19 protein-coding genes are annotated in these 25246 nt (G+C 72.0%); 11 read left to right on the top strand and 8 right to left on the bottom strand.

Translation table 11 applies throughout. The features are described 5' to 3' along the window. Nucleotides 1-73 precede the first annotated feature (73 nt). Nucleotides 74-520 (bottom strand): DUF805 domain-containing protein, encoded by a 447-nt coding sequence (locus ACWGO8_RS03625; protein ID WP_452041763.1) that lies wholly within the window; start codon nt 518-520, stop codon nt 74-76. A 175-nt stretch (nt 521-695) separates the two neighbouring features. Here ACWGO8_RS03625 and ACWGO8_RS03620 point away from each other — a divergent pair, with 175 nt between their 5' ends. Together ACWGO8_RS03620 and ACWGO8_RS03615 are read left to right on the top strand one after the other, a co-directional pair. Next, nucleotides 696-1139 (top strand): VOC family protein, encoded by a 444-nt coding sequence (locus ACWGO8_RS03620; RefSeq protein WP_452041762.1) that lies wholly within the window; start codon nt 696-698, stop codon nt 1137-1139. Nucleotides 1140-1178: 39 nt separating this feature from the next. Beyond that, nucleotides 1179-2702 carry an ATP-dependent DNA ligase gene (locus tag ACWGO8_RS03615; RefSeq protein WP_452041761.1) on the top strand — a complete coding sequence of 508 codons (1524 nt, stop codon included), beginning with the start codon at nt 1179-1181 and terminating at the stop codon, nt 2700-2702. Nucleotides 2703-2731: 29 nt separating this feature from the next. Here ACWGO8_RS03615 and ACWGO8_RS03610 read toward each other — a convergent pair whose 3' ends face one another. Continuing rightward, entirely contained in the window at nt 2732-3505 is a 774-nt protein-coding gene (locus ACWGO8_RS03610; RefSeq protein WP_452041760.1) for an SDR family NAD(P)-dependent oxidoreductase, read from the bottom strand. A gap of 73 nt (nt 3506-3578) precedes the next feature. Here ACWGO8_RS03610 and ACWGO8_RS03605 point away from each other — a divergent pair, with 73 nt between their 5' ends. Beyond that, on the top strand, nt 3579-4307 hold the full coding sequence (locus ACWGO8_RS03605) for a hypothetical protein (protein WP_452041759.1): 729 nt from the start codon (nt 3579-3581) through the stop codon (nt 4305-4307). 31 nt (nt 4308-4338) lie between these two features. Here the strand turns inward: ACWGO8_RS03605 and ACWGO8_RS03600 are convergent, their stop codons facing one another. Beyond that, nucleotides 4339-5190: an NAD(P)H-hydrate dehydratase gene (locus ACWGO8_RS03600; protein WP_452041758.1), complete on the bottom strand. Its 852-nt coding sequence runs from the start codon at nt 5188-5190 to the stop codon at nt 4339-4341. After that, the gene (locus tag ACWGO8_RS03595) at nt 5174-5911 is read right to left on the bottom strand and encodes a histidine phosphatase family protein (RefSeq protein ID WP_452041757.1); all 738 of its coding nucleotides are present in this window, start codon (nt 5909-5911) and stop codon (nt 5174-5176) included. Before ACWGO8_RS03595 ends, ACWGO8_RS03600 begins: the two co-directional genes overlap by 17 nt. Before the next feature lie 194 nt (nt 5912-6105). On the opposite strand from ACWGO8_RS03595, the gene ACWGO8_RS03590 reads away from it, so the two are divergent. After that, nucleotides 6106-9762, top strand: coding sequence for an RICIN domain-containing protein (locus tag ACWGO8_RS03590; RefSeq protein ID WP_452041756.1), 3657 nt, complete (start codon nt 6106-6108; stop codon nt 9760-9762). Between the two features lie 368 nt (nt 9763-10130). On the opposite strand, the gene ACWGO8_RS03585 is transcribed toward ACWGO8_RS03590, so the two are convergent. Next, on the bottom strand, nt 10131-11171 hold the full coding sequence (locus ACWGO8_RS03585; RefSeq protein ID WP_452041755.1) for a LacI family DNA-binding transcriptional regulator: 1041 nt from the start codon (nt 11169-11171) through the stop codon (nt 10131-10133). Between the two features lie 111 nt (nt 11172-11282). On the opposite strand from ACWGO8_RS03585, the gene ACWGO8_RS03580 reads away from it, so the two are divergent. The 4 genes from ACWGO8_RS03580 to ACWGO8_RS03565 all read left to right on the top strand — a co-directional run bounded on the left by ACWGO8_RS03580 (nt 11283) and on the right by ACWGO8_RS03565 (nt 16486). Continuing rightward, nucleotides 11283-12221 carry a carbohydrate ABC transporter permease gene (locus tag ACWGO8_RS03580; RefSeq protein ID WP_452041754.1) on the top strand — a complete coding sequence of 313 codons (939 nt, stop codon included), beginning with the start codon at nt 11283-11285 and terminating at the stop codon, nt 12219-12221. Beyond that, nucleotides 12218-13207: a carbohydrate ABC transporter permease gene (locus ACWGO8_RS03575; RefSeq protein ID WP_452041753.1), complete on the top strand. Its 990-nt coding sequence runs from the start codon at nt 12218-12220 to the stop codon at nt 13205-13207. Before ACWGO8_RS03580 ends, ACWGO8_RS03575 begins: the two co-directional genes overlap by 4 nt. Before the next feature lie 98 nt (nt 13208-13305). Beyond that, a complete protein-coding gene (locus ACWGO8_RS03570) occupies nt 13306-14646 on the top strand; it encodes an ABC transporter substrate-binding protein (protein ID WP_452041752.1) in 1341 nt (446 codons plus the stop codon). 88 nt (nt 14647-14734) lie between these two features. After that, on the top strand, nt 14735-16486 hold the full coding sequence (locus tag ACWGO8_RS03565; protein WP_452043514.1) for a glycoside hydrolase family 35 protein: 1752 nt from the start codon (nt 14735-14737) through the stop codon (nt 16484-16486). A gap of 147 nt (nt 16487-16633) precedes the next feature. On the opposite strand, the gene ACWGO8_RS03560 is transcribed toward ACWGO8_RS03565, so the two are convergent. Then, the gene (locus ACWGO8_RS03560) at nt 16634-17266 is read right to left on the bottom strand and encodes a dihydrofolate reductase family protein (RefSeq protein WP_452041751.1); all 633 of its coding nucleotides are present in this window, start codon (nt 17264-17266) and stop codon (nt 16634-16636) included. A gap of 146 nt (nt 17267-17412) precedes the next feature. Between ACWGO8_RS03560 and ACWGO8_RS03555 the strand changes: the two genes are divergently transcribed. Then, the gene (locus tag ACWGO8_RS03555; protein WP_452041750.1) at nt 17413-18975 is read left to right on the top strand and encodes a carboxylesterase/lipase family protein; all 1563 of its coding nucleotides are present in this window, start codon (nt 17413-17415) and stop codon (nt 18973-18975) included. Nucleotides 18976-19063: 88 nt separating this feature from the next. After that, nucleotides 19064-19945 carry an intradiol ring-cleavage dioxygenase gene (locus tag ACWGO8_RS03550; protein ID WP_452041749.1) on the top strand — a complete coding sequence of 294 codons (882 nt, stop codon included), beginning with the start codon at nt 19064-19066 and terminating at the stop codon, nt 19943-19945. A 13-nt stretch (nt 19946-19958) separates the two neighbouring features. On the opposite strand, the gene ACWGO8_RS03545 is transcribed toward ACWGO8_RS03550, so the two are convergent. After that, complete coding sequence (locus ACWGO8_RS03545; protein ID WP_376956135.1) at nt 19959-20660, bottom strand: endonuclease/exonuclease/phosphatase family protein; 702 nt, start codon at nt 20658-20660, stop codon at nt 19959-19961. A gap of 199 nt (nt 20661-20859) precedes the next feature. Here ACWGO8_RS03545 and ACWGO8_RS03540 point away from each other — a divergent pair, with 199 nt between their 5' ends. Next, on the top strand, nt 20860-22860 hold the full coding sequence (locus ACWGO8_RS03540) for a hypothetical protein (protein ID WP_452041748.1): 2001 nt from the start codon (nt 20860-20862) through the stop codon (nt 22858-22860). Here ACWGO8_RS03540 and ACWGO8_RS03535 read toward each other — a convergent pair. Continuing rightward, a complete protein-coding gene (locus tag ACWGO8_RS03535; RefSeq protein ID WP_452041747.1) occupies nt 22835-25141 on the bottom strand; it encodes a LuxR C-terminal-related transcriptional regulator in 2307 nt (768 codons plus the stop codon). The genes ACWGO8_RS03540 and ACWGO8_RS03535 overlap by 26 nt on opposite strands. Between the last annotated feature and the right edge of the window lie 105 nt (nt 25142-25246).

Genomic DNA, 25246 nt, shown 5'->3' with positions numbered 1-25246 from the left:
CGCTCGATGCCGATCGCGTCGTGTACCCGTCACGCGGCGGCCGGGCGTGTGACGCACCGGCCGCCGCGAGGGGTCATGCGTCGAAGCGGGCCCCGGCGGGGTCGGTCGGGAGGGCCAGGAAGATGATCAGGATGATGCCGCCGACGAAGGGGATGAGTCCGAGGAAGTAGAACGGACCGGGACGGTTGGTGTCGTGCAGGCGGCGCCAGCAGAGCGCCAGCCACGGGACGATCGTGCCCAGTCCCCAGGCGATCGCCAGGACGAGGCCGATCCAGTAGGCCGGACCGAGGACGAGGACGCCCTGGTCGTCGACCACGGCGCCCGAGATGCCGATGCCGTAGGTGATGCCGTAGATGATGATGCCCACGATGGCGTTCACGAGGAACCACCACCAGAACTCGCTGCGGCTCGCGCGACCGGTGAACGTGGCGTACTTCGTGAAGAACCGGCTGATGGACTGTCCGAAGGACGCGCCGTACAGCGGCTGCGAGAGTGGGACTTCGCTGGTTGCGGTGGTCATGGGTCTCCTCTTGGTGGATGCGGATGCCGCGGGTGCGGCGCCAGCGTAGCGCTCGGGTCGCCCTCGACGCCGCGTTCCGCCCACGCCACGCCGGGCGAGTCGTTCGCGCGCATGTGTGGATGTCGCCGGTGCGGCGTACCGTGTGCGGCATCCGACGATCCAAGGAGGCATCACCATGGCGAACCTCGTCGTGCACTTCGAGATCCACGCGACCGAGCCGCAGCGGCTCGTCGACTTCTACTCCGAGCTGCTGGGATGGAGCTTCACCCAGTACGGCGACACGTATTGGGTGATCGACACGGGCGAGGGCTCCATCGGCAACGTCGCCGGCCAGCCCGGCATGGGCATCAACGGCGGGCTCACGAAGCGCGAGGGTCCAGCACCCGAGATCGGCGCGCCGGTCAACGGCGCCAACTTCGTGGTGGGCGTCGACGACGTCGACGGCCTCATGCGCCGGGGCATCGAGCTGGGGGCGACCCAGGCCCTGGCCGCAGCGGACTGGCCCGGCATCGGCCGGGGCGGGTACCTGCTCGACCCCGACCACAACGTGTTCGGGCTCATCTCGCCGGTGCTCTCCGACGGGACGGTCGCGATGGGGATGGACGCGGAGCAGGGATAGCCGGGCGTCAGTGTCGGCGGACGGTGCGAGACTGGGCCCGTGCTGCTCGATGAGCTCGTCACCACGTCCGACACCGTCGCCGCCACGCGCTCCCGGCTGGCCAAGGTCGATGCGCTCGCCGCGCTCCTCGTGCGGCTCGAGCCCGACGAGATCGCCCCGGCGATCGGGTTCCTCGTCGGCAAGCCACGGCAGGGTCGCGTCGGCGTGGGCTGGCGCAGCGTCGCCAACGTGATGGGCAAGCCCGCCGCCGAGCCGTCGCTCACGGTCGGCGACCTCGACGCGCTGCTCGATCGCCTCGGCGCCACCGCGGGCAGCGGTTCGGCGGCCGAGCGCACGCGCGACCTGCGCGACCTGACGTCGCGGGCAACCGAGCGCGAGCAGGGCTTCCTCGCCCGGGTGCTCCTCGGCGAGATGCGCACCGGCGCGCTCGAGGGCGTCGTGACCGACGCGATCGCGCGGGCCGCGCAGCGCCCGGGCGACGTCGTCCGGCGCGCCGCCATGCTCTCAGGCGACCTCGGCGAGACGGCGCGACTCGCGCTCACGGGCAGCGAGCAGGAGCTCGAGTCCGTCGGCCTCGAGGTGGGCCGGCCGGTGCTGCCGATGCTGGCGGCGACCGCCGCCACGGCGTCGGCGGCGCTCGCGACGACGGGCGAGGCATCCGTGGAGTACAAGCTCGACGGCGCGCGCATCCAGGTGCACCGCTCGGGCGACGACGTGCGCGTCTTCACGCGCAACCTCGCCGACATCACGCACCGGCTCCCCGAGGTCGTCGAGGTCGTGCGACGGATGCCGGTGCGCGACGTCATCCTCGACGGCGAGACGCTCTCGCTCGACGAAGAGGGCGCGCCACGCCCGTTCCAGGAGACGATGTCGCGCTTCGGTGCGGATGCCGCACGCGAGACGCTGCTGCATCCGTGGTTCTTCGACGTGCTGCACGTCGACGGGCGCGACCTGCTCGACGAGCCGCTCGCCACGCGCATCGCCGAGCTCGAGCGCGTGGCCGCGGGCCACCGCATCCCCGGCGAGGTCACCTCCGATCCCGAGGTCGCCGAGCGGGTGTCGCGCGACGCGCTCGCCGCCGGCCAGGAGGGCGTCGTCGTCAAGGCGATCGGGTCGCCGTATGCCGCGGGCCGCCGCGGCTCGAGCTGGATCAAGGTCAAGCCCGTGCACACGTACGACCTCGTGGTGCTCGCCTGCGAGTGGGGCTCCGGTCGCCGCACTGGCTGGCTGTCGAACCTGCACCTCGGTGCACTCGACCCGACCGGGGAGTTCGGAGAGCCCGGCGACTACGTCATGGTCGGCAAGACGTTCAAGGGCCTCACCGACGAGCTGCTGCGCTGGCAGACCGAGTACTTCCAGGAGATCGAGGTGCGCCGCACGGCCAACACCGTGTGGGTGGCGCCGACCACCGTCGTCGAGATCGCGATCGACGGCGTGCAGCGGTCGACGCGGTATCCGGGCGGCATCGCGCTGCGCTTCGCGCGCGTCAAGCACTACCGCGACGACAAGCGGCCTGAAGACGCCGACACGATCCAGACGCTGCGCGGGCTGCTGCGCGGGTAGGCGGGTCGACGTCGCGAACCGCGGCCCGATCAGATGGTCGTGCGCATCCCGCCGTCGATGACGATGTCGGCGCCGGTCAGGTTGGCGAACCGGGGGCTCGCCAGCACGGCGATGAGGTCGGCGACCTCCTCGGGTCGAGTGAAGCGTCCGGTGACCATCCCGCTGGCGGCACCGCGCTCCACGTCCGCGGCCGCCGCGCCCGTCTCCCGGGCCACCGTCTGCGCCACCCCGTCGGCACCGAGCCAGAGGTCGGTCGCAACTGGACCGGGGCTCACGGTGTTGACTCGGATGCCGTCGGGTCCGACCTCCTTCGACAGGGCTTTCGAGAAGCTCAGCACTCCCGCCTTCGCCGCACTGTAATCCATGACCAGCGGGTCGGGCAGCTTCGAGTTCTCCGACGCCACGTTGACGATCGCTCCGCCCGACCCCATGCGCGGGAGCGCTGCACGACACATCCGCACGGTCGAGAGGAGGTTGACTTCGAAGGTCTGCTGCCAGTCCGAGTCGTCGATCGTGGCGAATCCACGAGGGCGCACCGGGGCGAAGCCGACGTTGTTCACGAGGATGCCGAGCGGGCCCTCGAGCGTGTCGAGAACGCGCCCTGCGGCGTCCGGCTGGGAGAGGTCGGCTTCGAGGAACCGGAACCCGGAGTCTGCCAGCAGTGCCTCGACGTCGTCGGTCGCGGATCGCGAGACTCCGATGACCCGCGCTCCCTCTCGCAGCAGCGCTCGGGCGGTCGCGAGCCCGATGCCCTTGCCGGCTCCCGTGACGATCGCCGTCGTGCCGTCGAGTTGGAGGTCCATGGCGCCACAGTACGGGCGACGCGGCGCGCCGTCGAGTGGACCGCGTCCCGCGAACGTCGGCTATCGTCTGGCCATGACCCGAACCGCCCTGCGGGCGGCGCGCTGCGCCCCCGCACTCCTCGTCGCGCTCGCGCTCGCCGCCTGCACCGCCCCCGCGGCCCCCGTCGCCCGCGACACGGCGACCGCGGCATCCGTCGACTGGAGCGTCATCGAGTCGGAGGTGCAGCGCGACCTGCAGGCGGTCGACGCGTTCTGGGCCGAGTCGTACGTGGAGTCGTACGCGGGGGAGTTTCGGTCGCCGTGGAACGTCTGGTCCTTCGACAGCGCAGCGCAGGATGCGCCGGTAATGTGCGCGGGCGAACTGATCCCGTCGGACAACGCGGTGTTCTGCCTCGCCGACGACAGCGTCGTCTGGGACGAGCAGCTCATGCGGCCGGCGTGGGCGGCCGGCGAGGGTCCGCTCGCGGCCATCGTCGCGCACGAGTGGGGGCACGTCGTGCAGTTCCAGACCGGCTTCACCGGGCACTGGACCGCCCTCGAGCTCCAGGCCGACTGCTTCGCGGGCGCGGCGCTGGCCGGGCTCGCCGCGTCCGACGCGATGACGTGGGACGACGCGGAGCTCGAGCGTGCCGCGGACGCACTCGCGTCGCACGGCGACCCCGAGCCGTGGACCGCGCCCGGCGACCACGGTGACGCGGCGGAGCGCGGCGAGGCGTTCCGCGTCGGCCTCGAGGGTGGCGTCCCCGCCTGCGCGGCGGATCCGCGGGGGCGGGGCGCGGAGGCTCCCGCCGGGGCGGGCTGAGCGGGCGAGCGACGGCCGGCCGGATCGGCGGTCAGCCGACCGCGGCCAGCGCGCGCGGGAGCTCATCGCAGAGCTCGCGCGCCAGGAACCCCACCGGGGCGATCCGAGCGGCCAGCCGATCACCCGACGTCGCATGGGCGAACGTCCCCCAGACGGCGGCCTGCGCGGCATCCGCCCCTCGCGCGAGCAGCCCGGCGACCGCACCCGCGAGCACGTCGCCGCTGCCCGACGTGCCGAGGCCGGGACCTCCCGCCCCGACGCTCCAGCTGCCGCCGTCCTCGTCGGCGATCTCCCCGTAGCAGGTGACCGAGGCACCGTAGCGGCCGGCGATCTCGGCGACGGCGGCTCGTGCGTCGTCGACGTCGCGGCCGAGGAGGATCCCCGCCTCCTCGAGGTTCGGAGTGAGGACCGTCTCGGCCGGTAACACCAGGTCGTCGAGATCGGGAAGCACGCCGAGCGCGAACGCGTCCAGGACGAGACCGGTGTGCGCCGCGATCCCCTCGCAGACCTCGGCGACGGCGCGGAGCGCGATCCCGGGCTCGACGAAGCCGGGGCCCACGACCACGGCGTCGGCGGACTCCAGCTCGTCGCATGCGTCATCGGCCAGCACGGCGCCGCGACCGTCGGCCAGCGCGACGACCCCCGCCTCAGGCACGGCGATCGCCACGCGCCCGGCGATCGACTCGGGCACCACGAGGGTGAGTCGACCGGCTCCGACGCGGAGCGCAGCGAGGCCCCCGAGCACGACGGCGCCCGGTGTCCGCGCCGAGCCGCCGACGACCACGACCCGCCCACGCGCGTCCTTCGAGCCGCCGGGCGCGGGCAGCGGCCAGTCGCGCAGCAGGGCCGCGTCGACAGGTGCCGGCTCACGTCGGCGTGACATCCGCGTCTCCCGGATGCAGCGTCACCGCCGCGCCCTCGGCGCGCAAGTGCTCGACCATGCCGAACCCCACCAGTCGGAACCGGCCGTCGGCGTGTTCGAGCTGCGTGATCGAGGCGTTGCCGACGACGTTCGCCTGCGCGAACTCCAGCAGTTCCCCTTCACTCCATCCGAGGAGCACGTACAGCGACACCATCACCACGGCATCGTGCGCCATCACGAACGCCCGGTCACCGGCGGTGTCGCCGAAATCGCGGAAGAACGAGCGCAGTCGCAGGGCGACATCCGCCCACGACTCGCCGCCCGGTGGCCGGTGGTAGAACTTGCCCAGGTGGCGCCGGCGCTCGAACTCGGTCGGGACCCGCGCCTGCACGCCGGCGCGGGTGAGGAGGTCGAGCACGCCGAGCTCGCGATCGCGGAGTCGCTCGTCGGCGAACACGACCGGCGCCGCGACCTGGGCTCCCATCGCGACCTCGAGCGACTGGCGGGCACGCACATAGGGCGAGGTCCAGCACGAGTCGAACTCCGGCAGCCGGGGCCGCAGCCATCGGCCGAGCGCTTCAGCCTGCTCCACGCCGACCGGCGACAGCGGCACATCGGCATCCCGGGGCTCCAGCGCGATGACCTCGAGTCCTTCCGCCTCCGCCCTCGACGCGGCGACGTTGCCCATGCTCTCCCCGTGCCGGGCGAGCCACACCTCTCGCACCACGATGCGTCCTCCCATCCCGGTTCGTCCGATCCTCTCGCCGCACGCGTGACGGCGGAACCCATTGCGGCGAGCGGCGAAATCGTGCACGGGCCGGCCCTTCACGTCACACACTTCCCAATGTTGACGTCAACATGTATCGTCGTGCCCGAGCGTGTTGACGTCAACACGCCCGCACCACCACACTTCGACGGCGAAAGAGGACGACGTCAATGACGATGTCTCATGGCAGACGACGACTCACCGCGCTCACCACGAGCGCCGCACTCACCGGTGCACTGCTGGCAGTGCCGATCGCCGCGGCGGCCCCGGCCTCCGCTGCGGACGGCACCACCATCACCCCCAATCCCGCCTACGCGGGTGAGGCGTTCGAGGGCTGGGGCACCAGCCTGGTCTGGTTCGCGAACGCGACCGGCGGCTACCCCGCGGAACTCCGCGAGGAGCTCTACCAGGCGGTCTTCGGCGAGGACGGCCTCGACCTGAACATCGCGCGCTACAACATCGGCGGCGGCAACGCGTCGGACGTGCAGGACTACCTGCGTCCGGGCGGCGCGGTCGAGGGCTGGTGGACGGCGAACCCCAGCGGCGACGCCGGCACGTACGGCGGCGTCTCCACGAAGTACGCCGACCGGAACGCGCTGCTCGCCGCGTGGAACGCCGACGACCCCGCATCCTACGACTGGGACGCCGACGAGACGCAGCGCTGGTGGGTCGAGCGGCTCGCCGCCGACGACCAGATCACGCACTGGGAGACCTTCGCGAACTCCGCGCCGTACTTCATGACCGAGAGCGGCTACGTCTCGGGCGGATTCAACGCCTCCTCCGAGCAGCTGAAGCCCGCCGCGCAGGCGCAGTTCGCGACCTACCTGGTCAAGGTCACCGAGCACCTCGAGGACGAGTACGGCATCGACGTCGACACCATCGACCCGTTCAACGAGCCGAACACCAACTACTGGGGCACGACGCTGAGCAACGGCAAGCCGGTCGGCGGCCGCCAGGAGGGCATGCACGTCGGCCCCGCACGGCAGGTGCCGCTCGTGGACGCCGTGCGCGCCGAGCTCGACGACCCCGCCACGACGACCGACGCGGGCCTCGCCGCCATGGACGAGACGAACCCGACCACGTTCGCGACGAACTGGGCCGCGTACCCGGCCGCGTCGCGCGCCAAGGTCGACCGCATGAACGTGCACACCTACGGCACGTCGGGTCGGCTCACCGTGCGCGACCTCGCCAAGCAGGCCGACACCGACCTCTGGATGAGCGAGATCGAGGGCAACTGGGTGAGCGGGAACAACCCCCTCAGCATCGAGAACGGCCTCGGCCTCGCGAGCCGCATCCAGGACGACCTGCGCGAGCTCGAGCCGAAGGCGTGGGTGCTCTGGCAGCCCGTCGAGGACCTCTACAACATGGAGCCGCAGGCGGAGAACTCGAACTGGGGCTCGATCTTCATCGACCTCGACTGCACGCCGTACCAGGAGTCGGCCGGCACCGTCTGGAAGTCGGCGCGTCGCGTGGCCGCCGCCGGTGGCGACTCGACGAAGGTCGGCGAGTGCGGGGTCTCGATCAACTCGAAGTTCAACACCATCCGCAACTTCACGAAGTACATCCACGAGGGCGACCACCTCATCGCGGTCGACGACACGTCGAGCACGGCGGCGATCCGCGGTGACGGCACCGGTGCGACGATCGTGCACAGCAACACCGCGGCATCCGAGCGCCAGGTCACCATCGACCTGTCGAACTTCGGCGACATCGCCGAGGGCGCCACGGTCACGCCGGTCACGACCACGCAGGCGACCTCCGCCGCCGACCCGACCTCGAACTCGCTCGTGACGGGCACCGCGGTGGCGATCGACCGCGAGGCGCGCACCGCGACGCTGACCGTGCCGGCCAAGTCGGTGACCACGTTCGTCATCGACGGCGTCTCGGGCGTCTCGGCGGATGCCCCCGCGCTCCGCGACGGCCACCGCTACCAGTTCGTCGGCGCGCAGAGCGGCAAGGCGCTGAGCGCCGGCACGACGGGTGCGGCCACCACGATCCGCAACCTGGCGACGGATGCCGCGGCGGCGACGCCGCAGGCATGGACCGTGCACGAGGTGGCGGCGGGCGAGCGCGAGGCCACGCGACGCGTGGTGCTCGAGGCATCCGACGGACGCGTGCTCGGCGCGACGAGCGCCGGCACCGACCTGCGCACCGTTGGCGTCGATGCCGCAGGCGGCAACGCCGCGACCCGCTGGATCGTGAACACGACCGACGGCCGCTCGTACTCGCTCGTCAACGAGCAGCTCGGACTCGCGCTCGACGTGAACGGGCAGTCGACGACGAACGGCGCGACGGTCGGCGTGTACGGCTCCAACGGCGGCACCAACCAGGCGTGGGATCCGCGCGACCTCGCACCGCTCGCCGGCCAGACGGTCGCCGCCCGCACGCAGGCGGGCGTCGCGCCCGTGCTGCCCGAGACGATCGTGCCGCGCTATGCGTGGGGCGCCGGCGTCCCGGTCTCCGTCGCGTGGCAGCTGCCCGCCGAGGGCGCGTGGGCGACGACCGGTCGCGTCGAGGTGCCCGGCACCGCGACCGACGTGTTCGGCCAGCAGGTCGCGGTGACGGCCCTCGTCGACGTCGGCGGGCTCACGGCGTCCGACCCGGTGTCGATCACGGTGGCCGCGGGCGCCTCGCTCGCCGCCGCGCAGGCCGCGGCGCCGGCGAACGTGCCGGCACGGGTCGGGGCGTCCGAGAACGCGTTCGACGTGCCCGTGACGTGGGACTGGACCGGCGTGGCGGATGCCGCGTTCGGCCAGGTCGGCGTCGTGCGGGTGTCCGGCGCGGCATCCGCCGACGGTGCCTCGCTGCCCGCGACGCTCTCGGTGCTCGTCACCGCGGGGACGCTGCGGAACTTCAACCCCGACGCCGGCACGACGGCCTCGGCGAGCTCCACCGAGTCGGGCTACCCCGCCGACCGCACGCGCAACGGCGTGCTCGGCGACAAGGGCTGGTCGAACTGGGTGGCGTCGAACAAGCCGACGCAGTCCACGCTGACCTACCAGTACGCGGCGGCGCACCAGGTGCAGCGCGTGTCGGTGCAGTTCTACCGCGACGGCACGACGAGCTGGGCGCAGACCATGCAGGTGCAGGTGCGCGGCACGGATGGCGCATGGGTCCCGGCTCCCGGCTGGGACTCGTTCAAGCCGGTCGGGTCCCCGGCCGACGGCAGCGCGCCGACGGTGATCGCCGAGTTCGCGCCGGTGACGGCGACGGGCGTGCGCGTGATCATGAACGCCTACGCGAACACGCACCTCATCGTGTCGGAGGTCGAGGTCTCCGAGGCGGTGCCGGCGCCCGCCGCGGTGGCCGACCTCGCGGTGCTGCGCCTCGACGGGGTGACGCTCGGCGGGTTCGACCCGGCGAAGCGCGCCTACACGGTCGACGTCGACGGCGGGCGACTGCCGGCGGTCGACGCGATCGCGGTCGACCGGGCCGCGACCGTGCGGGTCACGCAGCCGACCACCGCGAACGGCGGCGTCGGGACCGTGGTCGTCACCTCGGCCGACGGCACGGCACGCGCGGAGTACTCCGTGACGATCCGCCGCCACGCGGTGATCGACGGACTCGCGCTCGCCGACCGTCCGCGCGTGGGCACGCCGTCGTCGGCGGTCGGCTCGCTGAACCCGGTCGACGGCGAGATCGCCTACCAGTGGTTCCGCAACGGCCTGCCGATCTCGGGTGCGACGGAGGCCACGTACACCCCGGTCACGAACGACGCCGGCAAGCTGCTCAGCGTGCGCGTGACGGTCTCGGCGGACGGGGTCGCTTCGGCGACCGCCGAGACGCCGTCGCAGCGGATCCTGGCGGCGAACTCCGCCAAGCCCTGATCCCGGCGCCTCGAGGGGCGGTCGTCGCAGCCGCGGCGGCCGCCCTTCGGGCTGCCTGCGGCGGGCGCGTGGTCCGGGTTCTCGGGCCGGGTCCGTGAGCGCGTCGAGCCCGTCGGGCTCGGGCCGGCCCCGAAATGCATGAGAATCCGCGACGTGGGCGCCCAGCACGGGGCATCCGCTGGATTCTCATGCATTTCGTGAGTGCAGACGGGCGCGGCGGTTGCGGCACAGCCCGAGGGGTCGGGCGCGTCGGGGGCGAGCCCGAGCGGCGGATGCCCCGCGCTCGGCAGCACCGCGGCTGAGCGGATGCCGCGCGCTCGCCAGCACCGCGGCTGAGCGGATGCGGCGCGCTCGCCCGCTCGCGCGAGTCAGCCCCGAGGCGCCGCCGAGCTCTCGCGCACGACGAGCTCGGTCGCGACGAGCGTGCTGTCGTCGCGCTCGCCGGACTCGACCTCGTGCAGCAGCGCCTCGACCGACCTGCGGCCGACCTCGCCGAAGAACTGGCGCACGGTCGTGAGCGGCGGCCAGAAGCTGCGCGACTCCTCCATGTCGTCGAAGCCGACGACGCTCACCTCGCCGGGCACCGCCCGGCCGGTCTCGTGCATCGCGCGCAGCACGCCGAGCGCCATCTGGTCGTTGGCGGCGAACACCGCGGTGACCTCGGCGTTCTGCGCGAGCTCGAGCCCCAGCTCGTGGCCGGACTCGCTCGACCAGTCGCCCACGAGCACGGGCGGCACGTCGGCGCCGTGCGCGCGGAGCGTCGCCTCCCACGACTCGCGCCGGTGCGTGGCCGAGTACGAGCGCTCGGGGCCGGCGACGTGCCACACCGTGCGATGGCCGAGGTCGAGCAGGTGCTCGGTCGCGAGGCGGGCGCCGTGCGCCTGGTCGGTGTCGACGACGGGGTAGCGGTCGCGCGCGGTCGAGTCGACCACCACGACGGGCAGCCCGGCGGGCAGCACCACGTCGTTCTCGTCGAGGAGGTGCGCCTCGACGATGATGATGACGCCGTCGACGGCCTCCTCGCTGAGCCGGTCGAACGCGACCGAGACCTCGCCCTGCGTCGGATGCGGCACGGGGATGAGCGTGATCGAGTAGCCGGCGTCGGCCGCCGCGACCGCGATGGCATCGAGCGTGCGCATGTTGCCGAAGCTCGAGAGCGTGAACATGATGACGCCGATGCTGTGGAACCGGCCCGACCGGAGCGCGCGGGCGGCGCTGTTCGGCCGGTAGCCGAGCTTGCGCATGGCCTCGAGCACGCGCTCGCGCGTCTCGGGGTCGACGTTGTCGCGTCCGTTGGACACGCGGGAGACCGTCTGGCCCGACACGTTCGCCTCGCGGGCGACGTCGGCCATGGACGGTCCGCGTCGTCGGCCGGGCGCGGCCTGCGCTGGGGTGGTGACGGTCGTCATCGGTGCTCCTTCGTGACTACATCATGCCCCGTGGCTTGCATGTTCACGTCAACATGCTATCGTGGCTCCACCGCATGTTGACGTGAACATGCCCGCGATTGGAAGTATTCGATGACAGCGACGTCCGCACCGGCACCGCCACGTGGTGCCCCGGCCCCAGAGGCCCCGCGCATCCGATCCCGAGCCCGCAGCGAGTGGAAGGGCCTGGCGTTCACCGCTCCCTTCCTCATCGTGTTCCTGCTCGTCTTCATCGCGCCCGTCGCCTATTCGGCCTACCTCAGCCTCTACCGCGAGCAGCTCGTCGGCGGTAACGCGTTCGTCGGCCTCGACAACTACTTCGAGCTGTTCACCGACCCGCAGTTCTGGGAGGGCTTCGGCCGGGTGGCGCTCTTCCTCCTCGTGCAGGTGCCGATCATGCTGGGCCTCGCGCTCGTCGCGGCGCTCGCCATCGACAGCGCCCGCCTGCACGCGTCGGGCTTCTTCCGCATCGTGATCTTCCTGCCCTACGCGGTGCCCGCGGTCGTGGCCGTGCTCATGTGGGGCTTCATCTACGGCGACAACTTCGGCCTCGCGGCGAACATCAACGACTGGCTCGGGTCCGACGTGCTCACGCCGTTCGCCCGCGAGTGGATCCTCGTCTCGATCGGCAACATCGTGACCTGGGAGTTCGTCGGCTACAACATGCTGATCTTCTACTCGGCGCTCCGGGTCATCCCGACCGACCTCTACGAGGCGGCCGAGCTCGACGGCGCCGGCCCGATCCGCGTCGTCACCGGCATCAAGCTGCCCGCGCTCCGCGGTGCGATCGTCATCGCCACGATCTTCTCGATCATCGGCAGCTTCCAGCTCTTCAACGAGCCGAACATCCTGCGCACCCTCGCACCCAACATCATCACGACGTACTTCACGCCGAACATGTACGCCTACAACCTCTCGTTCAACGGCCAGCAGTACAACTACTCGGCCACCGTCGCGATCGTCATGGGCGTCATCACCGCGGTCATCGCCTACGTCGTCCAACTCCGCGGTTCGCGGAAGGAGGAGCGATGAGCACCACCGCTGAGACCCGGGGCACGGATGCCGCGGGCACCGTCCGCCCCGAGGCATCCGTCGCCCCCACCGCCGTCGCCTCGAGCGCGCGAACCGCACGCGGCGCACGACCCGGCCGCCCGACCCGCCGTCGCAGCTCGCTGCGACCCCGCAAGTCGGTGGCCTTCACGCTCATGATGTCGATCCTCGTGATCTACAGCCTGCTGCCGCTGGCCTGGCTCGTGATCAACGCCACGAAGACGCAGGCCGGGCTGTTCTCGAGCTTCGGCCTCTCGTTCGGCGACGAGTTCGTGCTGTTCCAGAACATCTGGGAGACGCTGACCTACCGCGACGGCATCTTCCTGCGCTGGTTCGGCAACACGCTGCTCTACGTGGTCCTCGGCGCCGGCGGCGCGACGCTGCTCGCCACGCTGGCCGGCTACGGCCTCGCGAAGTTCCGCTTCGCCGGCCGCCGCGCGATCTTCGCGGTCGTGCTCGGCGCGATCGCCGTGCCGGGCACCGCACTGGCCGTGCCGACGTTCCTCATGTTCAGCCAGCTCGGCCTCACGAACACGCCGTGGGCGATCATCATCCCGTCGCTCATCAGCCCGTTCGGCCTCTACCTGATCTGGGTCTACGCGGTCGACTCGGTGCCGACCGAGATCCTCGAGGCGGCGCGCATGGACGGGGCGGGGGAGTTCCGCACGTTCTTCACGATCTCGATCCGCCTGCTCGCGCCCGGCATCGTGACCGTGCTGCTGTTCACGGTCGTCGCGACCTGGAACAACTACTTCCTGCCGCTGATCATGCTGAGCGACCCGACCTGGTACCCGCTCACGGTCGGCCTCAACCAGTGGAGCGCGCAGGCCACGGGCGTCAGCGCGCAGCCCATCTACAACCTGGTGATCACGGGCTCCCTGCTCACGATCATCCCCATCATCGTCGCGTTCCTCGGCCTGCAGCGGTTCTGGCAGTCGGGGCTCAGCGCCGGGAGCGTCAAGCAGTGACCGAGCGGCACCGCATGACCGACCTCGCCCCACATCCCGCTCGACCGGAGCGTCCTGCCCCGGATCACATGGCACAACGAAGTGAAGGGAAGCATCACATGGCCATCCCCCGTCCCGCCGTCCGGCGGACCCTGACGATCGCGGCCGCCGCGCTCGCGATCGGCGCGCTCGCCGCCTGCTCGTCGGGTGGCGGCAGCACCTCGGCCGGCGGCAGCGCCGACGACCTCGACGCCGCCCTCGAGGCCGGCGGCAAGCTCACGTACTGGAGCTGGACCCCCAGCGCCGAGGCGCAGGTCGCCGCGTTCGAGAAGGCGTACCCGAAGGTCGACGTCGAGCTCGTCAACGCGGGCACGAACACCGAGGAGTACACGAAGCTCCAGAACGCGATCAAGGCCGGCTCGGGCGCACCCGACGTCGTGCAGATCGAGTACTACGCCCTGCCGCAGTTCGCCCTCTCCGACGCGCTCGTCGACCTCGGCGACTACGGCCTCGGCGACCTCGAGGACCAGTACAGCGCCTCCACCTGGGGCGCCGTGAACGTCGACGGCAAGCTCGTCGGCCTCCCGCAGGACTCCGGCCCCATGGCGCTGTTCTACAACAAGGCCGTCTTCGACCAGTACGGCATCGCCGTCCCGACCACCTGGGACGAGTACGTCGAGGCCGCGCGCCAGCTGCACGCGGCCGACCCGACGAAGTACATCACGTCGGACACCGGCGACGCGGGCTTCACGACGAGCATGATCTGGCAGGCGGGCGGCCGTCCGTTCGCGATCGACGGCACCGACGTGACGATCGACCTCGCCGACGAGGGCACCCGGAAGTGGACCGGCGTCTGGAACCAGCTCGTCGAGGAGGACCTCCTCTCGACGACCCCGGGCTGGAGCGACGAGTGGTACAAGGGCCTCGGCGACGGCTCGATCGCCACGCTCGTGACGGGCGCCTGGATGCCCGGCGTGCTCGAGTCGAGCGTCGCGGACGCGGCGGGCGACTGGCGCGTCGCGCCGATCCCGACCTACGACGGCACGCCCGTCACGGCGGAGAACGGCGGCGGCGGCCAGTCGGTCACGAAGCAGTCGAAGAACCCGGCGCTCGCGGCGGCGTTCCTGCGCTGGCTGAACAGCGACCCCGCGTCGATCGACGTGTTCCTGCAGAGCGGCGGCTTCCCGTCGACGACGGCCGAGCTCGACGACCCCGAGTTCCTCTCCCTCGAGTCGGACTACTTCGGCGGCCAGAAGATCAACGAGGTGCTCACGCAGGCATCGAAGGACGTCTCGAAGGGCTGGTCGTACCTGCCGTACCAGGTGTACGCGAACAGCATCTTCGGCGACACCGTCGGACAGTCCTACGCGAACAAGGCCGACCTGAACGACGGCCTCGCCGAGTGGCAGCGCCAGCTCGTCGACTACGGCAACGAGCAGGGCTTCACCGTCGGCGAGTAGCCGAGCGCACGACGGGGCCGGTCGGGCACTCCGGCCGGCCCCGCACCATGAACCACCACGACCAGAAAGAACGACCCACGTGACCGCAGTGTCCCGCTTCGCCATCGGCACGACCGACTTCGAGCTCGACGGCCGGCCGCACCGCATCCTCGCGGGCGCGCTGCACTACTTCCGCGTGCACCCCGACCTGTGGGCCGACCGCATCCGCAAGGCCCGGCTCATGGGCCTCAACGCGATCGAGACGTACGTCGCGTGGAACCAGCACGAGCCGCACCGCGGAGAGTGGCGCGCCGACGGCGACCTCGACCTCGGGCGGTTCCTCGACCTCGTCGCGGCCGAGGGCATGCACGCGATCGTGCGTCCCGGCCCGTACATCTGCGCCGAGTGGGACAACGGCGGCTTGCCCGCGTGGCTGTTCCGCGACCCCGAGGTCGGCGTGCGCCGGTCCGAGCCGCACTACGTCGCGGCCGTCAGCGACTATCTCCGTCGGGTGTACGAGATCGTCGCGCCGCGTCAGGTCGACGCGGGCGGCCCGGTCATCCTCGTGCAGATCGAGAACGAGTACGGCGCCTACGGCAGCGACAAGGCCTACCTCGCCGAGCTCGTCCGAGTGACCCGTGAGGCCGGCATCTCCGTACCCCTCACGACGATCGACCAGCCGACCCCGCAGATGCTCGCCGACGGCAGCCTGCCCGGCCTGCACCTCACGGGCTCGTTCGGCTCGCGCGTGCCCGAGCGCCTCGAGACGCTCCGCGAGTTCCAGCCGACCGGTCCGCTGATGTGCATGGAGTTCTGGTGCGGCTGGTTCGACGACTGGGGCTCGCACCACCACACGACGGATGCCGCGGCCTCCGCCGCCGAGCTCGACGCGCTGCTCGCGGCGGGCGGGTCCGTGAACGTCTACATGTTCCACGGCGGCACCAACTTCGGCCTCACGAGCGGGGCGAACGACAAGGGACGCTACGCGCCCATCACCACGAGCTACGACTACGACGCGCCGCTCGACGAGGCGGGGCATCCCACCGAGAAGTACTGGGCGTTCCGCGACGTGATCGCGAAGTACGCCGACGTGCCCGACGAGCTGCCCGAGCCGCGCCCCGAGGCGCCCGAGGTCGTGGCGCCGCTGCGCGTCGGGCCGTCGGTGCTCGAGGTCGCGGCCCGGCTCGGCGACGAGTCGCGCCACGGGCGGATCCCGACGTTCGACGAGCTCGGCCACGATCGCGGCGTCGTGCTCTTCGCGACGCGGCTGACCCGCGGCGGGGCCGGCGTGCTCACGGTCGGCGAGGAGGTGCGCGACCGTGCCTGGGTGCTGCTCGACGGCGTTCCGGTCGGCGTCATGTCGCGCGACGCGCACGAGCGCGCGGTCGTGCTGCCCGACGCTCGAGGCGAACTCGTGATCGTCGTCGAGGACCAGGGCCGGGTGAACTACGGCGCGCGCCTCGGCGAGCACAAGGGCCTCATCGGCGGGGTGGCGCTCGACGGCGTCGAACTCGCCGACTGGTCGGTGCGCCCGGTCGACCTCGACCGCGTCCCCGAGCTGGCCGCCCATGGTCGCGCCGACGGATTCATCGCCGGGCCGACCCTCGCCTGGGGCGAGTTCGAGCTCGATGCGCCCGCCGACCTGTTCGTCGACACGCTGCACTGGGGCAAGGGCCTCGTTTGGGTGAACAGCTTCCTGCTCGGGCGCTACTGGCGGCGCGGGCCGCAGCGCACGCTCATCGTGCCGGCGCCGGTCACGCGCGCCGGGCGCAACGAGGTGGCGGTGCTCGAGTTCGAGACCATCGCCGAACCGGTGCTGCGCACGCTTGCCGCGCCCGAACTGGGGCACACCGAGATCTGAGCAGCGGATGCCGCGAGGCGGCCCCGCCCCCGACTTGCGTCGCCAGTCCGGAAATGCATGAGATTCCGGCCGAAGGTCGCCCCTGCGCGCCCAGCAGGCGTGATCTCATGCATTTCCGACGACCGGGGCGTGCCCCTTCGCGACGCGCTACTCGACGACCGGGGAGTCGAGCTGGGAGATGTCGACACCCGTGACCGGCTCGCCCGTGTGCTCGTAGACGAGGGCGATCGCGCCCTTCGGGAACGTGATCGGCTGCTGCACGAGCGAGAACGCCGCCGGGATCGTGGCCGTGCCGAAGAGGCGCTTGCCACTGCCGAGCGTGAGCGGATACACGTACAGGTTGAGCCGGTCGACGAGGTTCGCCGCGAGCAGCGAGTCGACGAGGTCGCCGCTGCCGATGACGTGGATCTCGTCGAAGCGCTCCTTGGCGGCGCGCACCTCGTTCGCGACATCCGTGATCACCGTCGTGCCGGTCCACGACGGGTCGGTGAGGGTGTGCGAGGCGACGAGCTTCGGCACGGCGTTGAACTTGGCGGCGATGGGGTCGTCGGCGCTCTGCTCGGGCCAGAAGCCGGCGAAGATGTCGTACGTCTTGCGCCCGAGCAGGAGCGCGTCGATCCGGTCGATGCCGGCGCCGATCACCGCGCCCGACTCGTCGTCGAAGTACGGCCCCTGCCAGCCGCCGAATTCGAAGCCGCCCTCGCGGTCCTCGTCGGGGCCGCCGGGCGCCTGGTAGACCCCGTCGAGGGTGATGAAGAGGTCGACCGCGAGAATGCCCATGATGTGCTCCCTCCACGTCCACCCCAAATCTCCCGTGGCACCGAACGTGCGTCAACCCTTGCGGATGCCGATGAATCACGCTGAGGTGGAGGCATGGACAGCGGGCGGCCGTGATCGGCCGCCGCCGGCGGCACGACGACGACAGCGTGGACGTGCGGATCGTCGGCGGCGTGGTGCGCGGTGTGCGGGAACGCGGGCTGCTCGCCTGGCGCGGCATTCCCTACGCGGCCGCACCCGTCGGGAGGCTGCGATTCGCGAGCCCCGGCGACGTGGTGCCCTGGGCGGGTATCAGGGATGCCGCGGGCTTCGGGGCCATCGCACCGCAGGCGATCCGCAATCCACTCGTCCATCCGCCCATCGCGGCGATCACCGCCGACGAGGACTGCCTGACGGTGAACGTGCACGCGCCGATCTGGGACGACCCGGCCACCACGCTCCTGCCGGTCATGGTGTACATCCACGGCGGCGGCTACAGCGCCGGATCCGCGCGGGACTTCTCGGGACAGGGAGAGGGATTCGTGCGGGACGGGCGAGTGGTGTACGTGAGCTTCAACTACCGCCTCGGTGCGCTCGGATACCTGGACTTCAGCCGCTACTCGACGCCGCAGCGATCGTTCGCCAGCAATCCCGGCCTCCGCGACCAGGTCGCGCTGCTGCGGTGGGTGCGCGACAACATCAGCGCCTTCGGCGGTGACCCCGCGAATGTCACCGTGTTCGGCGCGTCGGCGGGCGGGAACGCGGTGACGACGCTCATGGCGACGCCCTCGGCGCGCGGGCTCTTCGCCCGGGCGATCGCGCAGAGCGCGCCGTCCAGCGCCGTCTACCCCTCGTCGCTCGCTGCGCGGTGGGCGGGGGAGTACGTCGAGATCCTCGGTGGGATCGTCGGCCGGCGGGAGCGGCAGGAGCGCGACGGGAAGCGCGACGCCGGCGGCATCCGCCGGTCACCGCAGGAGCTGCTCACCACCGCGGCGCCGAACGACCTCGTGGCCGCCTGCGCCGTCCTCCAAGCGCGGACACCCGACGACTATCCGGGTGCGTTCTGCCTCGCACCCGTGATCGACGGGGACCTCCTGCCGCGATACCCGATCCGGGCGTTCCGCGACGGGACGGCCCATCGAGTGCCGCTCATCATCGGCACGAACGATCGCGAGGGCGCGATCTTCCGCGGTCGCGTCGACATCCTGCCGCGCACGCCGACGCGGATCGAGGCGCTGTTCACGCGGGCGCCCGTCGGCGCACGGCAGGCCATGCGCGACGCGTATCCCGGGCTGCCCGCGCGGCGGCCGGCGGCGGACTTCGGCGGCGACTTCGGGTTCTGGTTCCCGAGCACCCGCGTCGCGGACTTCCACTCGCGCCACGCGCCCGCCTGGTCGTACCGCTTCGACGTCGCGCCGCGCCTCCTCGAGGTGCTCGGGCTCGACGCGACGCACGGGGTCGAGATGTTCGCCCTCTTCGACCGGACCGACCTCGCCCTCGCCCGGATCATGACCGCGCTCGGCGGGTACGAGGAGTACGCCGCGGCCGGGGTCCGCATGCGCGCGATGTGGTTGCGCTTCGCCGCCGATGCACCGCCCGACGACAGCTGGCCGCGATACGACGAGCGAGATCGGGCGACGCTCATCATCGCCGAGGTGGATCGCGTCGAGCACGATCCGCGCCGCGATCGACGGCGCGCCTGGAGCCGGTTCCTTCCCGCGCTGGCCGGATGACGTCCCATAGGGAACACATGGGCGACCCACAGCCGACGGCTGGAAGCGGCATCCATGCTGGAGGTCCCCACCCCGGAAGGAGCGACCCATGGCCACCGACCCCCGCTGGATCGACGAGCACGGCGACGAGATCGACGAGGACCACCGTGGACTCGTCTACGACATCCGCACGCTGGTCGATCGCCGCCGCGCGCTCGGCATCTTCGGCGGCATCGGCGCGACCGCGCTCCTCGCGGCGTGCGCCGGCCCCGACACGTCGTCGACCGCGTCGGCGAGCGCAACGAGCACGCCGAGCGCGTCGGCATCTGCCGAGGCCCCGTCGACGGGCTCGGGGAGCACCGGACCCGTCACCGAGGTGCCCGACGAGACCGGCGGACCCTACCCGGGCGACGGCTCGAACGGCGTCAACGTGCTCGACGACTCGGGCATCGTGCGCAGCGACATCCGCTCGAGCTTCGGCTCGTCGACCACGGTCGCGCAGGGCGTGCCGCTCACGATCGCCCTCACGGTGCGGGATGCCGCGACGGGCAGCGCGCTCGTCGGCGCCGGCGTCTACCTCTGGCACTGCGACCGCGCGGGCGGGTACTCGCTCTACTCGAACGGCCTCGCGAACGAGAACTACCTGCGCGGCGTGCAGGAGACCGACTCGACCGGCACGGTGCGGTTCACCTCGATCTACCCGGCCTGCTACTCGGGTCGGTGGCCGCACATCCACTTCGAGGTGTACTCGGATGTCGCGAACGCCGTCGCCTCGGGTCCGATCGTGAAGACCTCGCAGATCGCGCTGCCGCAGGAGGTCAACGACCTCGTGTACGCCACCTCGGGCTACGAGCAGAGCGTGCGGAACGCGTCGCAGGTGAGCCTCGCGAGCGACAACGTGTTCGGCGACGACGGCGGCATCCACCAGATCGCGAGCATGTCGGGGTCGGTGGCGAACGGGTACACGGCGGCGCTCACGATCGGCGTGTGAGCGAGAGCCCCGATCAGATGACGACGTCCTCGGGCTGGGCCACCGTGCCCGCGTAGTCGGCGTCGACCAGGATCGGCAGGTGGTCGCTCGACCCGCGGGGGAGCGTCTCGACGCGGCGGATGTCGAGCCCGACCGACGTCGCGAGGTCGAAGTGCCCGCGGAAGAACTTGTACCGCGTGTACGTGCGGGCGTCGCTCAGCGTGAGCTCGTACCCGACCTCCCGCACCTTCTCGGCGAGGTTGTCCTTGAAGACGGGGTAGTTGTAGTCGCCGACCATCAGCGTCGGCAGGTTCGGGCCGAGGATCTGCAGCTGCGCCAGCGCCGACTTGATCTGGTGGCGGCGCAGCGAGTTCAGGGCAGTGAGCGGCGCGGCGTGGAACGACGCGACGACCACCTCGCGGTCGTGCTCGAGGTCGAGCAGCCGCACGCCGACGAGGCGCTCGTGCGCCGGGCGCAGGATGTGATCGTGCAGCGACTTCTTCAGCGCGAAGCTGCGCACGATGCGGAACTCGTAGCGGTCGGGCCGGTAGTAGACGGCGAGGCCGAGGCGGTTGCCGCTGGTCGAGCTCGCGAGCTCGAGGTGGCCGATGTGCTGCGGGAGGTCGGTCGTGTCGCACTCCTGCAGGCAGATGAGGTCGGGAGCGTACTTCTCGTCGAGCGCGGCGAGCTCGTTGACCGCGCGGTGCTTCCGGAGGTTGTAGCTGACGACCTTCACCAGCACAGCCTACGCAGGGCCGCGGCGTGTGTGACGTGCTTGACAGCGACCTCGCGGGATCCTCGCGGCTGCGTCAGGGGAACGCCGCAAGCCGAGCGATCCTCACCCGGATTGGGGCTGACCGCCCCCATCGCACCGGCGTACCGTGCGGATCGGTGCGCCTGCGCAAGGACGTGACGGGCGCCGGGGGGAGGACGCCATGTCGCGTCGTACACGCCGGATCCCACTGCTCGCGGCCGCGACGGCCGCAGCCGCGATGCTGCTCGTGCCGCCGATGTCGGCGCTCGCCGCACCGGGCGTGGCGGCCGCGCCGGGCGGCGTCGGCCCGGCCATCCGGGGTACGGTCGTCGCCGACGGGTCGCCCGTGCGCGGGTCGACCGTGCGGTTGTACGCGGCGGGCGAGGCGCCCGGCGAGGCGACCTTGGTCACGACGGCGATCACGGATGCCTCGGGCTCGGTCGACGTGCGCCTGCGCAACGCGGTCGACGACGACGCCGTGCTCTACGCGACGGCGCGGGGCGGCACGGTGCGCGGTTCTGCGATGCCGGCCACGGTCGAGCTCGCCGCGTCGCTGGGCGACCTCCGCAAGGGCGCCGTCGTGATCGACGAGCTGTCCACGGTCGCGGCGGGCACGTCGCTCGCGCAGTTCGCCGTGGAGGGCGCCGTGGGCGGCGCGTCGCCGGGGCTGAAGAACGCCGCGCTCATGCCCCGGAACCTCGTCGACCTGTCGACGGGCGCCGCGACGCGGTTCCTGCTCGAGGCGCCGAACGGTCCGGCGACGGAGACGCTGCCGACCGTCAACTCGCTCGCGAGCATCATCACGGGCTGCGTGGCGGGGACGAACGACTGCGCGGCGTTCCTGGACGCCGCGACGGACGCCTGGGGCATCCGACCCGACACGACGTGGGAGGCCATGACCCTGCTGCCCGCGAACCCCTCGGGCGACCCGGCCGGCGTGTTCGCGCAGGTGCCCGCGAACCCGCGGTTCACTCCCGTGCGCACCGACGCGCCGGCGGCGTGGATCGTGGCGCTGCGGTTCTACGGGAACGGACGCCAGTTCAACGGCCCGGGCAACATCGCGTTCGACGCCGAGGGCAAGGTCTGGACGAATCAGAACGCCACCGTGTCGAAGCTGGCGAAGAAGGTCTGCCCTGGGCTCGAGCTGTTCCGCGTCGATCCGTACTCGAAGGGCCGGCCGGTCGACACGTATACGGGCGGCGGCCTCAACGGGTCCGGCTTCGGGATCTCGATCGACACCCGGGCGCACGTCTGGGCGAGCAACTTCGGCTTCACGGGCTCCGAATGCGCCGGGCCGCCGCCGACGTCGAACAGCGTGTCGGAGTTCACCGCCGACGGGCAGGCGATCTCGGGACCCCTCGGCTACCTCGACGGGCCGATCTCCTGGCCGCAGGGCATCGTGTCCGACACCGATGGCGACATCTGGACCGCGAGCTGCGGCACCGACTCGGCCGTGATCTACCCCGACGGCGACCACACGCGAGCCTTCACGGCACACGCGGCGGGGCACCCGGTCGTCATCCGGCGGGCGTTCGACGTCGCGCAGAGCGCGACGGGCACGGTCTGGGTGACCGCGAACGAAGGCCATGAGATCTTCGCCTTCACGTCCGACGGCGAGCAGGTGCCCGGCTCGCCGTTCGGGGACTCGACGACGTTCGACCACGCGCTCGGCGTGGCGAGCGACAGCCTCGGGAACGTGTGGGTGGCGAACTCCGACGTGGTCAACATCCCGTGCGCGCCCGGCGAGGACCTCGAGGCGCCGTCGGGGCCGGGGCTGCAGGGCAGCGTCTCGCTCGTCGGGCCCGACGGCTCGATCCAGCAGTTCGAGGGTGCCGGGATGACGATCCCATGGGGCATCGCGGTCGACGGTGACGACAACGTGTGGGTCGCGAACTTCGGGCAGCAGCGCGTGTCGTACCTGTGCGGCGCGAATCCGGCCACGTGCCCGTCGGGCCAGGTCGGCGCGCCCATCTCGCCTGCGGGAACCGGGTTCGCGTTCGACGGACTCCAGCGCAACACGGGCGTGCAGGTCGACGGGTCGGGCAACGTGTGGTTGGCGAACAACTGGGACGAGATCCCCACCGACGGCCTCGCCGATCCGTTCGGCGACGGCCTCGTCGTGGTGCTCGGCGTCGCCGCCCCAATCGCGATGCCGCTCATCGGCTGGCCGCGGCAGCCCTAGGCGTCTCGGCGACCTCCATGCCATCGGGTCGTGCGGCCGCGGCGGCCTCCGGTCCGGCGATCGCCTCGAGCCGGCCGAGTGCGGTGCGCGTGCGGGTCGGATCGCCGTTCGCCCAGTGGGCGGCGGCCAGGCGGGTGAGGGCGGCGGCCTGGTTGCCGCGGTCGCCCGCCTCGTCGGCGAAGGCGAGCGCCTCCTCGAGGCGCGGCAGGCGCGTGGCCGTCGTCGGGGCGCGATCCGCGGCGAGCAGCAGCGTGCGAGTGAGGCAGCGCGCGTCGCCGAGCTCACGGAAGAGGGCCTCGAGCTCGGGCAGGTCGACCGCGGCATCCGGCACCGCCAGCTGCTGCTGCACCAGCCCCGCGTGTGCGAGCTCGTGCTGGTTGCCGGCGGTGGTGGCGTACGCGAGGCACTCGGCGGCCCACTGCGCCGCCTGGGCCGGATGCAGGCCGGCTCCCGCGGCGACGGAGGCCATCATGTAGCGCGCGTTGTTCACGTGCAATGCGTCGCCGGCCCGCGCGTAGGCCCGCATCGCCGCGTCGAACTCCGAGATGGCCGCTGCGGGGTCGTCGAGCGACGCGCCGCGCAGGGCGATGCCGCGGAACTGGTGCACCGACCCCAGGGTCCAGTCGTCGCCGAGCTCGTCGGCGATCCGCTCGGCCTCGCCCAGGTGCGCGAGCGCCTCCTCGCCGCGATCGCGGTAGGCGGCGGCGAGCCCGGCCAGGTGGTGCGCCGACATCCGCGAGGCGGGGGAGTCGTCGACGACCGCGAGCGCCCGCTCGGCGAGCTCGTCGACGAGCGGCACGTCGAGGTACGCGATTCCCGCGCCGAGCACGAAGAGCTGTGCCGTGTCGGCGCGATCGACCACGAGCGGGTCGCGTGCCGCCATCGCCACCGAGCGCACGCTCGAGGCGTCGGCGCCGTACTGCTCGATGCCCACCGAGAGCGAGGCCGCGAGCGGCAGGGCGCACGGATGCCGCGACGCGATCGCCCACCGCAGCGCGGCGTTCACCTCGGGGCACAGGGCCAGCGAAGTTCGCATCGCCTCGTCGCTGTCGTCGGTACGGGCACGCGCGACGAAGTCGCCGACCATCTCGGAGTGGTACGTGGCGTGCAGCTCGAGCACCTCGCGGATGGTCGCCGCGTCGGTGCGGGCGCGCACGAACTCGCGCATCACGGCGAGCAGCCGGAACCGGCGCGGTGTGCCGGCCGTCGGCACGAGCATCGAATGGTCGAGCAGCCGCATGATCACGCCCTCGACGCCGGGCCGGGTCGCCGCGGTCGCCAGGTCGACGTCGAACGACCGCGGCAGCGCGGCAAGACGGCAGAGCACCTCGCGCTCGTCGGGCTCGAGGAGGTCCCAGGTCCACTCGAAGGTGGTCTCGAGCGTGCGGTGGCGGCCGGCGGGGACGGCGCGGTCGAGGGCGGCGAAGTCGCGGTCGAGGCGCGCGGCGAGCTCGTCGAGGCCGAGGTAGCGGGTCACCGACGCGGCGAGCTCGATCCCGAGCGGGAGGCCGTCGAGGCGCTGGCAGACCTCGCGGGCGCGGGCGCGCTCGGTCGCGGTGGGGGGCACGCCCTGCGCGCCCAGCCGATCGAGGAACATCGTGAGCGCCGCGGCATCCGGACCGTCGACCGCGAGCGGATCGAGCTGCAGCACGTGCTCGGCGGGGTCGCCGATCGGCGTGCGCGAGGTGGAGAGCACGCGCAGAGTCGGCGCCTCGCGCTGCACGCGATGGACCGCATCGCGGACCGCGGGACCGACCCGATCGATGTTGTCGAGCACGAGCAGGTACGGGTTCGACGAGAGCGCGAACGCGACCGAGACCGCGAGGTCGGCGCCGGGTGCGGACTCCACCTCGAGCGCCTTCGCCAGCCGCGGGAAGATGTCGTCGGGCTCGGCATGCTCGAGCTCCACGACGACGGGTGAACGGCCGCCGTGCCGCAGGTTGGCGAACTCGAGCGCCAGCCGGGTCTTGCCCACGCCGCCGGGACCGGTGATCGTGACGCAGCGCGCGCCGTCGACGGCGACCGCGAGCTGCTCGAGCTCGGCCTCACGGCCGATGAAGCGGGTGTCGGGCAGTCGCACCGACGCGTCGCGGCGCTCGGATGCCGCGGCCATGAGCTCGGCGCGCGACTCGGCCCGGAGCTTGCGACGGAGGCTCGCGATGTGGCTCTCGACCGTGCGCACCGAGATGAACAACTCCGATGCGATCTCGGGGTTGCTCAATCGCCGCTCGACCGCGGCCAGGATCGCGCTCTCGCGCGGGGTCAGCGTCTGCCCCGGCACGGCGCCGAGTCTAGGGCCGAACGCGGCCCGCCGCACGGGTTCCCGTCGCGCGGGCGTCCGCGCGAACCGGCGCGGAGGCACGTCGTCTGGGAGACGAGCGTGCCT

This window comes from Agromyces sp. NPDC055661 (assembly GCF_053618135.1).
This window is presented reverse-complemented; position numbering and strand designations above follow the sequence as displayed.